The organism is Anaeromassilibacillus sp. An172 (assembly GCF_002160515.1).
Taxonomy (GTDB): Bacteria; Bacillota; Clostridia; order Oscillospirales; family Acutalibacteraceae; genus Limousia; species Limousia pullorum.
In genome coordinates this window covers 28,661-43,298 of record NZ_NFKS01000005.1, presented here as the reverse complement: position 1 = coordinate 43,298, position 14,638 = coordinate 28,661, and the positions used below count along the sequence as shown (strand labels likewise).

Genomic DNA, 14,638 nt, shown 5'->3' with positions numbered 1-14,638 from the left:
TTTTTCAACATACAGCTTTTGTGGATTTTATTTATTTTAGAAATTTTAAAGTTAGGAGGCAATGATATGAATGTACAGGAAGGTATGACTTCTATCATGCCGGTTTTGCCTCTCAGAGGACTTGTTATTTTCCCTGGTATGCTTATACATTTCGATGTGGCAAGGGAAAAATCCGTAAACGCATTATACAGCGCAATGGGTTCAGACCAGCATATTTTTGTGGTTGCACAGAAAGACCCTGCAATAGATGCTCCTCTGAAAGATGACGTTTTTGAAACAGGTGTAGTGGCAAAAATAGTACAGCTTGTTAAGCAGCCTGAAAATATGGTGAGAGTTGTAATTGAAGGCCAGTATCGTGCTGAAATTAAGGAATATAATGCAGACGGCGAGTTTATTTCTGCCATAGTTGAGCCGGTAAAATATATTAAAAACAAGACAACGGTAATGAATTTGGCATTGGTCAGATCAGTTAGAAATGTTTTCGAGGAATATCTGAAATATATGCCTAAAATGCCGTCAGATATATTATACAAATCTCAAAATGCCAAGAATGCCGATGATTTTTCAGATTTTATCGCAGCAAATATTCAGGCGGGATTTGAAAGCAAGCAGAGAATACTTGCTACTAAAGATGTTACAGAAAGACTTGAGTTTATACTTGATTTTCTCACAAATGAAGTATATCTTTTAAAAATAGAAAGAGAGCTTACCGATAAAGCGAGGGCGAAAATTGACGAAAGTCAAAAGGAATACATGCTCCGTGAACAGCTCCAGATAATCAAAAGCGAGCTGGGCGAGGACGAACCTGACGATGAAATACGTGAGTACGAAGAGAAGATAAGAGAGCTGAAGCTTCCCGAAGAGGTTGAAACAACTCTTTTGAAAGAGTGCGCTAAACTTGATAAAACTCCGTTTATGAGTCAGGAAGCTGCGGTTATAAGAACTTATCTTGACACATGCCTTGAACTTCCATGGAATGTGTACTCAGAAGACGATATAGATTTGAAAAGAGTAGCTGAGTCCCTTGATAAAAACCATTACGGTTTGAAAAAAGTAAAAGAGAGATTTTTGGAGTATTTGGCAGTTAAGAAAAATGCTCCGGATATGAAAGGCCAGATAATCTGCCTTTTAGGCCCTCCAGGCGTTGGAAAAACTTCTATTGCAAAATCAGTTGCTGAGGCGATAGGTAAAAAATATGCGAGAGTTGCTTTGGGCGGCGTGAGAGATGAAGCAGAAATCAGAGGTCACAGACGCACATATGTGGGTTCAATGCCGGGACGCATAATAAATGCAATGAAGCAGGCAGGAACTATGAATCCGCTTATTGTTCTTGATGAGATTGATAAGCTTGCTTCCGACTATAAAGGCGACCCAACATCGGCTCTTCTGGAGGTTTTGGACAGCGAGCAGAACAACACATTCACTGACCACTACATAGACTTGCCTTTTGATTTGTCTGACGTTATGTTCGTGACAACGGCAAACGATTACTCAACAATCCCTGCACCTTTGAGGGACAGAATGGAGGTTATAGAACTTCCAAGCTATACCCTTGTTGAGAAAATCAATATTGCGAAAAAGCATCTGATTCCAAAACAGCTTAAAAACTGCGGATTAAATGCTAAAGATTTTAAGTTTACACCTAAAGCTGTTGAGATTATTATAAACAACTATACAAAAGAAGCCGGCGTTAGAAATCTTGAAAGAACAATAGCTTCCGTTATGAGAAAGTCTGTTTATAAGAAGCTCACAGAGGATATTGAGAAGATTACTATTTCAAATAAAGATTTGGAAGAACTGCTGGGACCTGCAAAGTACAGCGATTCTGAAAAATCAAATAAAGATGAAGTTGGATATGTAAACGGCCTTGCATGGACTTCCGTTGGCGGAGAGCTTTTGCCTATTGAAATTGCAGTGATGCAGGGAACAGGTAAAATCGAACTTACAGGATCTTTGGGCGATGTTATGAAGGAGTCTGCAAAAACTGCCGTTACATGTATCAGAAGTCATGCGGATGAATTGAACATAGATCCTATGTTTTATTCAACAAAGGATATCCACATTCATGCGCCTGAGGGTGCTGTTCCAAAGGACGGACCTTCTGCCGGTATCACAATGGCTACTGCTCTGTATTCAGCCTTGTCAAACAAAAAGGTTAGACACGACGTCGCTATGACAGGTGAGATAACACTTAGAGGAAAGGTTCTACCTATCGGCGGACTTAACGAGAAGAGTATGGCAGCCTATAAAAACGGGATTAAAACCGTAATTATCCCGAAAGAAAACAGCCGAGATTTAGCTGAAATTGACGAAGATGTTAAAAACAATGTGACTTTTATACCGGTTTCCGATATAAAAGAAGTGTTGAAAATCGCTGTTTTAGATAAAACAGAAAAAACCCCATCGGGCAGAAAAAAGACAAAAAAATCACTTAATGCAAGTGGTATTGACGAAAGTATGAAGGAGGTTACCCTTTGAACATAAATAATGTGAAATTTGAGTTTGCTGCGGGAACTTCCTCACAGCTTCCGCCTTCTGAAAAGCCGGAGATTGTATTTTCAGGACGTTCCAATGTTGGAAAATCCTCCCTCATTAACAAGCTTGTAAACAGAAAGGCCTTGGCTCGTGTAAGCGCAACTCCGGGAAAGACCGCAACAATAAACTTTTTCAGCGTTGACAGATTTCATCTTGTGGACTTGCCCGGTTACGGATATGCTAAAGTTTCACGTTCAGAAAAAGAACGCTGGTCAGAGCTTATGGAGGGCTATTTTGCCCAGGACAGAAACTTTTGTCTTGTGGTTCAGATAGTTGACATAAGACATAAACCATCTGCAGATGATATGCATATGATAAATTTCCTTGTTGAAAATGGTTTTCCTTTTATTATTGTTCTCACTAAAAAGGACAAGCTTAAAAAGTCCCAGTTTATAAAGAGAATGGAAGAACTCAAAACAGAATTGGGAGAGTATGAGGGAATTTCACTTTTTCCTTTTTCTGCTCTTAACGGAGAGGGCGCAGAGGAAATAAGAAATGTTATAGATGAATGTGTAGATGATTTTTATTCCACTGAAAGGACAGAAGAATTTGATGAAGAATAATTTTAACAACAGTGTAAAAGTTAATTCCAAAGGTCATTTAGAAGTTGGCGGATGTGACTGCTTGGAGCTTGCCGAAAAATACGGAACACCTTTATATGTTCTCGACGAAACTATGATTAGAAATATTTGCAGAGAATATTTGCAGTCTTTCAAAAAATATTATGACGGAAACGGTCTTCCTCTTTATGCTTCAAAGGCTCTTTGCTGTATGGAAATGTGCAGAATAGCAAAACAGGAAAATATAGGTCTTGATGTTGTTTCAGGCGGTGAAATTTACACAGCTTTGAAGGCAGGTTATCCAGCTGAAAAAATACATTTCCACGGAAATAACAAGACTGTAGACGAGATAGAAATGGCTGTTGAGGCCGGTGTTGGCAAAATCGTTATGGACAACCTCAGCGAAATCCAGAGAGTTAATAATGCAGCTGAGAAATTCGGTAAAACAGTAAATGTTTCCATGAGAATTAAGCCCGGTGTTGACGCTCATACACACGACTTTATCAGAACAGGTCAAATCGACTCCAAGTTTGGATTTGCCCTTGAAACAGGAGAAGCTTTTGAAGGTGTAAAAGAGGTTTTGAAAGCTAAAAACCTTAATTTTACCGAACTTCACTGCCATATAGGTTCACAGATTTTTGATATTGCTCCTTTTGTTGCAGCTGCTGAAATTATGATGGACTTTATTGCAAAAATCAAAAATGAGCTTGGACATCAGATAACAGAGTTAAACCTGGGCGGCGGTTTCGGTATAAAATATGTGGACAGCGATAAGCCTGTTGCATATGAGAAATATATGGAAGCTGTTTCTAAGGCTATAAAGGCAAAGGCTGAAGAGCACAATATTCCTGTTCCTTATATATACATTGAGCCGGGCAGATCAATTGTAGGTGAAGCCGGTGTAACTCTTTACACAGTTGGTTCAGTAAAGGAAATACCAAATGTCCGCAGTTATGTAGCTATTGACGGCGGTATGACTGACAATATCAGATACGCTCTTTACGGTTCTGCATATACTGTAATAAATGCATCAAAGGCAGATAAAGACGCTGACTATAAAGCTACTATTGCAGGTAAGTGCTGTGAGAGCGGTGACCTGGTTCAGGAAAACTGCATGATTGCAAAGCCTGATGACGGAGATGTTATAGCGGTTCTCTCAACAGGAGCATATAACTATTCCATGGCTTCTAATTATAATAGAAATCCGAGACCTGCCATTGTAATGGTTAAGGATGGAGAAAGCAGAGTTATTGTTAAAAGAGAATCCTATGAAGATATTATAAGAAACGATATCTGATATTGAATTTGATAGGTGGCTGATTTTTATGCATAAACTTGAAGATTATTTGCCTTTTTGGGAAAAATTGAATAAAGAGGAACAGACATTGCTTAAGGATAACTGCAAAACTGTTAATTATAAAAAAGGCAGTCATGTTTACAGTGCTTCTGAAGAATGTCTTGGAGTCCTTGTTATTTTAAAAGGGAGTCTGCGTACTTATATATTGTCAGATGAAGGCAGAGAAGTTACTCTTTATAATCTTTATGAAAATGATGTTTGTGTTCTTTCAGCTTCCTGTGTCCTTTCTCAGATAACTTTTGATGTTTTTGTAGACGCCAGGGAGGATTGCAGTCTTTTACTTATATCTCCTGCGGCATTTTCTTCTGTAATGAAAACAAATGTATATGCAGAAAATTTTATGCTGAGGATTACAGCTGAAAGATTTTCTGATACTATGTGGGCAATGCAGCAAATTCTATTTATGGGATTTGATAAACGTCTTGCTATTTATTTACTGGATGAAATGAACAGGAAAAATACCAATGTAATTAAAACAACTCATGGTGACATAGCCAAAGAAATAGGAAGCGCCAGAGAAGTCGTAAGCAGGATGCTTAAGAGTTTTGCGGAAGATGGTGTTGTAAGTATAAACCGAGGTGCTGTTGAGATAATTAACAAAAAATATCTGCAAAACCTGGTAAGAAACCAATAAAAATAAGTTTATTTAAGAGCCGGATATTACTGAATTCAGTGGTATCCGGCTTTTTACACATATTATTTTTGTGATTGTAATAAGTGCACAAAAAAATATATAAAAAATATACATTTTAACTATTGTTGTCTTTTTTTTGTTGTGATATACTATATATTGTAAGTGGCATACGTGCCAATTTTAGCATTTATTATGAGAAAGGAGAAAAACAAAATGCAAAAAAATATCACAAAAAAAGCATTATCTGTTTTGCTGGCTTTGACGATGATAATGGGAATGTTTTCAATGATTTCCTTTAGTTCATCGGCAGCAGAGAACACAAATTTGGCAACAGGCAAAACAGCTACTGCTGACAGCAGTGAAACAAATGATTTTGCTGCACCGAAAACCGTTGACGGAAGCGATTCAACCCGTTGGGCAAGTGCTGTTGCTAACGCACCTCACTGGGTTCAGATCGACATGGGCGAGCCAACAGAGATTGCTGCTGCAACTATACACTGGGAGAGAAATACTGTAAAAAGTTTCGAGATTCAGTATTCAGACACAGCTGCTGCAGATTCTTGGAAAGTAGCTTACAGCTATTCAAGTACTGAACTTTATGATGGCTGGAATACAAAGGTAAATTTTGATACTCCTGCAACAGGTAGATATTTTAGAATTTACATTAAAGATTTCGCCGATAGAGGACAGGACGAATCAGGCAAAGAGGTAACTTGGAATACAATTTCAATTTTTGAAATTGGACTTTTTGCAGAACCACTTGTAATTTCAGACCATACACTTGCAGAATTAGTAAATTCTATAACTGCTCCTGAAATCACAGCTGACGACACAACTGTTCCACTTCCTGAAGTTCCAGAGGGCTTTAAAGTTACATTTGCAGGCAGTAACTATGATAATGTTATTACACCTGAAGGTAACATTGCAACTCCTCTCGTAGACAAGCAGGTGAAAGTTGCTTATGAGGTAACTGACGGACAAGAAACAAAGAGAACAGCTGATTTGACAGTTACAGTTCCTGGAAAGGTTGCTGCTTCAGCTGAAGAGAATAATGCTAAGCCGGTTGTAATTCCAGAAATCGCAGAATGGATTGGCTCAACAGGCGATATGACAATTACTGAGAGCAGTAAGGTTGTATATGCTTCTGAGGATCTTAAAGCAACAGCTGATTTGTTTGCTGCTGATTATCTTGAAGTTACAGGCATGGAACTTGCTGTTACAGCAGGCACAAAAGAAGATGTTGCCGCTGGTGACTTCTATCTTGCTCTTGATGCAGAAGACACAATGAATCTTCGTGACGAAGGTTACTATGTGAATATAGCTGACGGTGCAGCTTATGTAACTGCTAATACAGCTACAGGTGCTCGCTGGGCAACAGTGACATTCCTCCAGATTCTCAAGCAGAACGGAACAACAATTCCACAGGGTGAGATGAGAGACTATCCTAAGTATGAAATCAGAGGATTTATGCTTGACGTCGGCAGAATTCCAATCGAAATGGAAACAATCTACGATATCGCTAAGACAATGTCTTGGTACAAGCTTAATGACTTTGAGCTTCACCTTAACGATAACCTTATATTCCTTGAGGACTATGTAAACGCAGGTCTTGATCCTCTTGATGCATATTCTGCATTCCGTATGGAAAGTGATATAACAAACGACGAGGGCGAAGGTATCACAGCTGAGGACCTTTACTATACTAAGGATGAATTCAGACAGTTGATTACAGATTCAAGAGCAATCGGTGTAAATATTGTTCCTGAGTTTGACTTCCCTGCACACTCTCTTGCAATCACATCTGTATTTGATGAACTTGCGGTTGATTATATAAACGGAAGCGGCCGCTCATATGCAGACCATTTTGATCTTTCAAATCCTGAATCTACAGAACTTATTAAGGATATCTGGGATGAGTATTTGGACGGAGAAAATCCTGTATTTGACGAACTGACAACTGTAAATGTTGGTGCTGACGAGTACACACACAATAATGAAGATTACAGAAAGTTTGCAGATACTATCCTTAAGTACATCCAGCAGGAAAAGGGCAGAACTGTAAGAATTTGGGGAAGCCTTTCAACTATCACAGGTACAACACCTGTATACTCTGATGATGTTCAGATGTATATCTGGAACACAGGTTGGGCTAATCCTAAGGCTATGCTTGAACAGGGTTACGACCTTATCAACATCAACGACGGAAGTGTTTATATTGTTCCTGGTGCAAACTACTACTACGATTATCTCAACCCAACAAGCATATACAACAATTGGAAGCCAAACGTAATCGGCGGAACAACAATTGCTGAAACTGAAGATCAGATGCTCGGTGGCGCTTATGCTATTTGGAACGACTGCATCGACACAAGAGATAATGGTATCTATGAGTATGATGACTTTGACAGATTCTATAAGCCAGTAGCAGCTTTCAGTGAGAAGCTCTGGGGTGAAGGAACTGAGAAAACAGCTACTGAGTTGGCAGAAACATTTGAGGAAACTTCAACAGCTCCTGGCACAAATCCTTACAATGAAGTAGAGACAACAGCTAATGACAAGACATTTGCTGAGTATACTTTTGATGATGGCACAGGCACAGATGTAACCGGAAACGGCTATAATCTTACAGATAACTCTGAGAATGTAACATATACAGACATTGCTGAAGGTAATCAGGCTCTGGTTCTCAACGGTGATACAAGCTATGTAGAAACACCAATCGAGTATCTCCCAGTTGATACAAATCTTACAATAAGAGTTAAGAGAACCAGCTATTCTAACGAAGAGCAGATACTCTTTGAAAGTGATTATCAGCCTGCTAACGGTGCAGGTAAATATGCAATTCAGGCTGTTCAGGCTGATACAGGAAAGGTTGGCTTTGTAAGAGGCGCACGTACTTATACATTTGACTATGAACTTCCTGTAGGTGAGTGGGTAACACTTACATTTAAGGGAGAGCAGAACTTTGCAAGTCTTTATGTAAATGGTGAACTGGTTGATTCACTTGGATCAACAGCAGGTCTTGCGATGAGAGCTACACTTTCATCACCATTCAATAGAATAGGAAGCAAGACAAATGCATTTATCGGTCTTGTTGATTATGTAAAGGCTGATAATCTCAATGCACCAGACGAGACAATTATTTCAAATGACAGTTTCACAGTTGAGTGTGATAACCAGAACCCTGCTGCAGGATCTGAAGGACCAATTTCCTATGCATTTGATAACAATCTCAATACATTCTGGCATTCAAATTACACACCAATGCAGGCACTTCCTGCTAACATCGAAATTCACGCTAACGAAGGAACAACACTGGATGTTGGAGCTATAACATATGTTCCAAGACAGTCAGGCGATAACGGTTACATTACATCTGCAACATTCTATTACAAGAACACAGAAGCAGGTGTAAATGAATGGACTGAAATCACTTCTGTAAATTGGGCTGCTGATTCTTCAACAAAGAAGGTTAACTTTGATTCTATTATTTCTGCTACTGATATTAAGATCACAGTTAAAGCTGGTAAGAATAACTACGGTTCTGCTGCTGAATTCTATCTCCACAACCAGATGGATGCAAGTAATGCTGAAGGTCTTAACAATGCAAAGGCAAACGCTGATGAAGTAATTGCAGAATATGCTGATATCATGAATAACGAGAAGTTTGCAGAGGCTTATAATAAGGCAGCAGAGCTTCTTGAAAACGGCGGAACACAGGAAGAGTATGACGCAGCTGCATCTGCACTTGCTGCAATGAACGCAGTTGTTATTCGTGGCGGAGATATTGACGGAAGCGGTAATGTTACAGTTTCTGATGCAACAATTATTCAGCTTATCGTATCCGGAAAAACTATAGATAATGCAGATACATATAGTAAGTACTCAGATATAGATTTGGATGGTAGTGTTGATATTGAAGACGCAACTATAATTCAGACATATCTCACAGGTGCATCTGACATTTTTGGAAAGACAGTTTAATATTAATTAACATTTAATTTGATTATTTAACTAGAAGGTTAAATAATTATTGCGTATGTCGTCGGGCATAATTAAATGTCCGGCGACTTTGCTAATTAGAACAAAAGGAGGAGAACAATGAAAAAGATATTATCAGTTATTTTGTGTACGGCTTTATTGATTTCATCAGTATTGTCTGTTGGCTTTGTATCTGCTACGGAAAAAGTTAATACATATACAGGAACAGTTAATGACCTTAATACAGTTGAAAGTGTATACAATGATATAGCCTTAAATACACAAGATGACTTTACGGGAAATGTTGCCTTAGGTAAGACGGCAACCGCCTCCGGTTCCGAGAGCGATGTTTGGACTCCTGATAAAGCGGTTGATGGTGATAAAACTTCTGCTGATTCACGCTGGGCATCAGCAAGAGTGTATAATGTTACTCCAATAGTACCTCAATGGATTGCTTTGGATCTTGAGAAAGAAGTAACAAATATAACCGATATTACATTGACATTTGATAAGCTTGCATGGTCTACAAATTTTGATATTCAGACAAGAGCTTCAGAGGATGACGAGTGGGTTACTGTAAAAAATGTGACTTCAGATTCCGGCACAGAGCAAAATAAAGTATTTACAATAAATGACGTTACTGAGCTTGACAGATATGTTCGTTTCTATTTTAACGAGTTGAATTCTTCAGCTGCATGGGGAACAATCTCTATTAAAGAAATTGAAATTAACGGAACTCAGTCAGGCGGAGATGACTCAGAGCTTGTAGAAGTGACAGGAAATGTGGCACAGGGAAAAAATGCTACTGCTTCCGCTTCTGAAAGTTCAACATGGACTCCTGACAAAACAGTTGATGGCGATAAAGAAACCGCCGATTCACGCTGGTCATCCGGAAGAACTATGTGGAATGATCCGGTAGAACCTCAGTGGCTTGAACTTGATTTGAAAACAAATGTAACAGATATTACAGAAGTAAAAGTATACTTCAACGCTAAGGTTTGGGCAACAAAATATCAGATTCAGACAAGAGCTTCTGTTAATGATGAGTGGAGAACAGTAAAAGATATTTCTGTTGCTGCAAGCGACGAAACAAACAAAATAGATACCTTTACTGATATAACTGAACTTGACAGATATGTTCGTTTCTATTTTACAGAAATTAACTCAAAGGCAGTATGGGATTCTATTTCCGTAAAAGAAATTGAAATTTACGGAACTCAGCTTATCGACCCAAATGCACCTGCTTCAGCAGCAGAGATAATGAATAAGATAACATCACTACCTGAACTTACTGTAGACTCAACTTCTATTGAACTTCCTCAGGTTCACAGTGATTATAAGATATTTATCAAGGGCAGCGAGGTTAAAAATGTTATCAGCCTTGATAACGAAGTAACACCTTATAATATCGGAGACAGAGATGTTTCTGTTATTGTTAGAGTTGAAAACAAAGAAAACGCTGAAGATTATGCGGAGAAAAGCTTTGTTGTTACTGTTCCGGATAAAACAGCTGAATTTCCAAACATCTATCCTCCGGTTGAAAATCCTAACGAGGAGCCTGCAGTAATACCCAATATTCAGGAATGGTATGGCTATACAGGTAATTTTACAATCACTTCTGATACAAGAATTGTTTATAACGATGAAGCCAATTTGGGCATTGCTAAAGTTGCAGAGAACTTAAAAGAGGATCTTTTGGATGCTTATGGACTTGACCTTCAGGTTGTTGCCGGCACAGATGGAAATCAAAATGATATTTACATTGAAGCAATGACAGATGATACATATGATGTCGGTGACGAAGGTTATTTTATGATAACAAATCATCTGGGTCTTAAAATTTACGCTCCAGGCTATACAGGTGCTTATTATGGAACAGTAACTCTTGAGCAGATTTTGTTCCAGGATAATACTCTTGATGTTCCAATGGGTGTTATAAGAGACTATCCAAACTATGAAATCAGAGGAGTTATGATAGATATCGCTCGTGCTCCGTATAGAATTCAGATGCTTAAAGATTATGAGAAAATGCTTTCATGGTATAAGATAAACGAAGTGCATCTGCATATAAATGATAACATTCATAATCCTAACGGCGATGTTACAAGTTATGAGCATTGGAAGGATACAGAGGGATATTTCAGACTTGAAAGCGAAACATTCCCAAGTCTTACATCTACAGCTAAATCAAACGAGTATTATAATGAGAGTATGGGCGGAACACCTTCCTATACAAAAGAAGAGTGGAAAGACCTTCAGACCTATGGAATGGATTTCGGAGTTGATACAATAACTGAAATTGATATTCCGGGACATTCTTTGGCACTTACAAAATATGTTTATGAAAATGCTGATGAGGCTGCAGAAGCGGGAATCACAGGTCCGGTAAACAGCACCAGAAACTGGGAACTCTTGTCATTGGAAGATGGCAGATTTGAAAATTCCCTTAAGATGGTTAAACTTTTGTTTGAAGAGTATCTTGATGAAGATGATCCAACATTCCTTTCAGACACAGTTCATATAGGTATAGATGAATACTGGAATATTAAGTCTAACGAAAGTGCTAACATGGTAAAGCTTATTGACGAGTTAAAGGCACTTTTGGAGTCAAAAGGAAAGACAGTCCGTGTATGGGCAGGTCTTGGCTCTTATACAGGTTCTAATATCTCCAATTATACTGATGTAGAGATGGATTGCTGGGCAACATCATGGGATAACCCATTCCAGCGTCTTTCTGATGGATTCAAAATTATCAATGTTGATCAACCTATAATGTACAACAACCCAGGAAGAAACAACCGTGATATAGTTAATGTTGAGTGGATGTACGAAAACTGGGATCCTACTGTATTTGCAGTTGGAAAAATTACTAAGGGTGAGCCAGGTCTTCTTGGTGCAAAAACCGCCTGCTGGGCTGATGTTAACCTTATTGGTATTACAGAGAAGGATTGCGATGAAAGAATAATCAGAGCAGCTGCCGTTACTTCAGAAAAAACATGGGGCGGCGTAAGAGCTGATGACACATATGAAGAATATGAACTCACATTTAGCAAGCTCAGAGATAAGACTCAGAATACAGATATAGCTATGAATGTCGCCTCTCAGTCAAATCTTGTAATGAAGTATGACTTTGAAAATGTTTCCGGCGATGTTGTTTATGATATGAGCGGAAACGGTTATGATGCTTCAATAGTAAACGGAGGAGCTGTTGAGGATGGAATGATGACATTTACAGCAGATACAAAGATTACAACTCCGCTTAAAACCATAAGCTATCCATATACCGTAACTTTCGACATAGAAGTTGGAGAAGGCAACGGCGATAATTCCGCTATTCTGGAAGGATATGACGGCAGACTTTCAGTAAAAGAAGACGGTACTCTCAGAATAAACAGAAGCTATTTTGAACAGACATTTGGAAATTACAAACTTAATCTTAACGAAAAACATAATGTAACAATTGTCGGTACACAGCAGGCAACAAAACTTTATGTGGACGGCGTTTTGGTTAAGCATTTGGGAAGAGCTTCTGCTTCTGAAACCGATTACGAGAACCTTGCAACAACATTTGTACTTCCTGTTACAAATATAGGCGGAGGATTTGTTGGAAAGCTTGGTAACTTTGAAGTTTATAATAAAGCATTTTCACCAGAGCTTATCAATGCCATTGCAAAAGGAACAGCATATAACAAGGTCAATGTTGCACAGGATAAGGGCGTTGCCGGAGACGGACAGACTGTTGGAATGGGCAATTATGACGTTGACTGGAAGAAAATAAGAGTAGGCTGGAAAGCAACAGACGGAGACGGCTTTGCACTTGACGGTTCAAATAATGTAAGCGTAACAGAGATTGACTCTTTCTTCGAGGGTAACTATAACGGTGCTTTCCTTACAGTAGATCTTTTTGAAAATCATGAAATCAGCGAAGTAGTTTTACAGTGGGATAGATCACCTCAGACTTATAAGATTCAGGTTTCAACAGATGGTAAGGCATGGACAGACGTTAAAACTGTTACATATACAGATACCAATAAGAAACAAGAGGTAATTACTCTTGATACTCCTGTAACTGCCAGATATGTAAAAATGCAGGGCGTATCATTGCTTAACGGGACAACATTTAAGCTGAGAGAATTTATGGTATTTGAAAATGTTGATAAAACAAGTCTTGCAGAGAAAACTGCAGAGGCAGAAGCTCTTATGAATAAACTTGGCGTATCCATTGTTGATAAGGGCAATTACCAAGAGCTTGTAAACAGCTATATTTACGCAAAAGCAATGGAAGAAAATCCAATGGCTGAAGCTAATAACGTAAATGAAGCATTAACAGCTTTGGAAAGCGCAATTGAAGATGCTTCTTCAGTACCTGAGTATAAGTTGGGCGACGTTGATCACAATGGAACTGTAGATGTAAATGATGTCACATTGATTCAGAAATATCTTACAAGAATGGAACTTGATGTTGATTTCTTTGTTTCTGAAGCAGATATCGATAGCAGCAATTCTATAACTGTTTTGGATGCAACATTGATCCAAATTATGCTTGTTAAAAAGTAATAACGTGCATGATTTTTTGAGAAAATACTTTCTTAAAATAATTAAAACTTAAACAAACCTCGGATTTCAATTACTGAAATCCGAGGTTTTACATTAAATGAAAATTTGCTGCCAATAAATTGTGTTTTGAGTTTATATATTATGGACTTGCAATTATTTTATGTGTTGAGAATAGAATGTAGTACTAAAATGAAAAGAGTGATGAAATGCTGGATTTTCTTGCGTCTATTGGCAATTATCTCTATTTCTTAATACTACATGTTTGTTCAACAGGAGCTTTTCCAAAAAAGCTTTCTGCGGAAGAAGAAAAATATTGGATAGACAGACTAAAAACAGAGGATAAAAAGGCAAAAAATAAATTGGTAGAACATAATTTAAGATTGGTCGCACATATAATCAAAAAATATTATTCCGTCCAAAGTGATCAGGATGATTTGGTTTCTATAGGAACTATTGGTCTTATAAAAGCAATTAACACTTATGACCCTGATAAGAATATAAAGCTTTCAAGCTATGCGTCAAAGTGTATTGAAAATGAAATTTTAATGCATTTTAGAAACTGCCGAAAATCGGCTCAGGATGTTTCATTGAATGAGTCTATTGATACAGATAAAGATGGAAACCCACTGACCTTAATGGATGTAATGTCTGTGGATGATGATATAGTTGAAACACTGGATTTAAAAATCAAAAGTGAAAAAATTTCGAGATATATAGATGAAGTGTTGGATAGCCGTGAAAAAAAGATAATAATTCTTCGTTATGGACTTAACGGATGTAAACCGTTAACTCAGCGTGAGGTTGCACAAAAGCTTGACATATCACGGTCATATGTTTCACGAATTGAAAAAAAGGCAATATCTCTTCTTAGAAAACGATTTGATAAAGGAGATAATCTTTTTTAATAAAGAGTTTTTATTTTTGTGATATGGTCACTGAAATGTTATGTCAAAATTAGTATAATAAAGCCGTTATATATTTATTATAAGTATATTTTAAGAGAGTTATACAAAA

At 37.9% G+C, this 14,638-nt stretch carries 6 protein-coding genes and 2 pseudogenes; 7 read left to right on the top strand and 1 reads right to left on the bottom strand.

Features of this window, described 5'->3' with window-relative positions; translation table 11 throughout:
* Nucleotides 1–66: 66 nt before the first annotated feature.
* Nucleotides 67–2,478 carry an endopeptidase La gene (gene lon / locus B5F08_RS03750; protein ID WP_087376513.1) on the top strand — a complete coding sequence of 804 codons (2,412 nt, stop codon included), beginning with the start codon at nucleotides 67–69 and terminating at the stop codon, nucleotides 2,476–2,478.
* A pseudogene (gene yihA, locus B5F08_RS03745) lies at nucleotides 2,475–3,071 on the top strand (ribosome biogenesis GTP-binding protein YihA/YsxC); the annotation flags it as partial. The gene lon and the pseudogene yihA, both read left to right, overlap by 4 nt.
* On the opposite strand, the pseudogene B5F08_RS13740 reads toward yihA, so the two are convergent.
* Nucleotides 3,045–3,107, bottom strand: a pseudogene (locus B5F08_RS13740) (hypothetical protein); the annotation flags it as partial. The pseudogenes yihA and B5F08_RS13740 sit on opposite strands and share 27 nt — an antisense overlap.
* On the opposite strand from B5F08_RS13740, the gene lysA reads away from it, so the two are divergent.
* The 5 genes from lysA to sigK all read left to right on the top strand — a co-directional run bounded on the left by lysA (nucleotide 3,088) and on the right by sigK (nucleotide 14,529).
* Nucleotides 3,088–4,392, top strand: a complete 1,305-nt coding sequence (gene lysA / locus B5F08_RS03740) for a diaminopimelate decarboxylase (RefSeq protein WP_087376509.1) — start codon at nucleotides 3,088–3,090, stop codon at nucleotides 4,390–4,392. The pseudogene B5F08_RS13740 and the gene lysA overlap by 20 nt on opposite strands.
* Nucleotides 4,393–4,420: 28 nt before the next feature.
* The gene (locus B5F08_RS03735; RefSeq protein ID WP_087376507.1) at nucleotides 4,421–5,086 is read left to right on the top strand and encodes a Crp/Fnr family transcriptional regulator; all 666 of its coding nucleotides are present in this window, start codon (nucleotides 4,421–4,423) and stop codon (nucleotides 5,084–5,086) included.
* A gap of 213 nt (nucleotides 5,087–5,299) precedes the next feature.
* A complete protein-coding gene (locus B5F08_RS03730) occupies nucleotides 5,300–9,070 on the top strand; it encodes a discoidin domain-containing protein (protein ID WP_158096206.1) in 3,771 nt (1,256 codons plus the stop codon).
* A 117-nt stretch (nucleotides 9,071–9,187) separates the two neighbouring features.
* Nucleotides 9,188–13,624, top strand: coding sequence for a discoidin domain-containing protein (locus B5F08_RS03725; protein ID WP_087376503.1), 4,437 nt, complete (start codon nucleotides 9,188–9,190; stop codon nucleotides 13,622–13,624).
* A 206-nt stretch (nucleotides 13,625–13,830) separates the two neighbouring features.
* Nucleotides 13,831–14,529 carry an RNA polymerase sporulation sigma factor SigK gene (sigK, locus tag B5F08_RS03720; protein WP_087376501.1) on the top strand — a complete coding sequence of 233 codons (699 nt, stop codon included), beginning with the start codon at nucleotides 13,831–13,833 and terminating at the stop codon, nucleotides 14,527–14,529.
* Nucleotides 14,530–14,638: the final 109 nt, after the last annotated feature.

What these genes read in the sequence shown, in the direction of transcription:
- sigK (WP_087376501.1), top strand. Translation starts at nt 13,831, where the DNA reads ATGCTGGATTTTCTTGCGTCTATTGGCAATTATCTCTATTTCTTAATA.
- B5F08_RS03725 (WP_087376503.1), top strand. Translation starts at nt 9,188, where the DNA reads ATGAAAAAGATATTATCAGTTATTTTGTGTACGGCTTTATTGATTTCA.
- lysA (WP_087376509.1), top strand. Translation starts at nt 3,088, where the DNA reads ATGAAGAATAATTTTAACAACAGTGTAAAAGTTAATTCCAAAGGTCAT.
- B5F08_RS03735 (WP_087376507.1), top strand. Translation starts at nt 4,421, where the DNA reads ATGCATAAACTTGAAGATTATTTGCCTTTTTGGGAAAAATTGAATAAA.
- B5F08_RS03730 (WP_158096206.1), top strand. Translation starts at nt 5,300, where the DNA reads ATGCAAAAAAATATCACAAAAAAAGCATTATCTGTTTTGCTGGCTTTG.
- lon (WP_087376513.1), top strand. Translation starts at nt 67, where the DNA reads ATGAATGTACAGGAAGGTATGACTTCTATCATGCCGGTTTTGCCTCTC.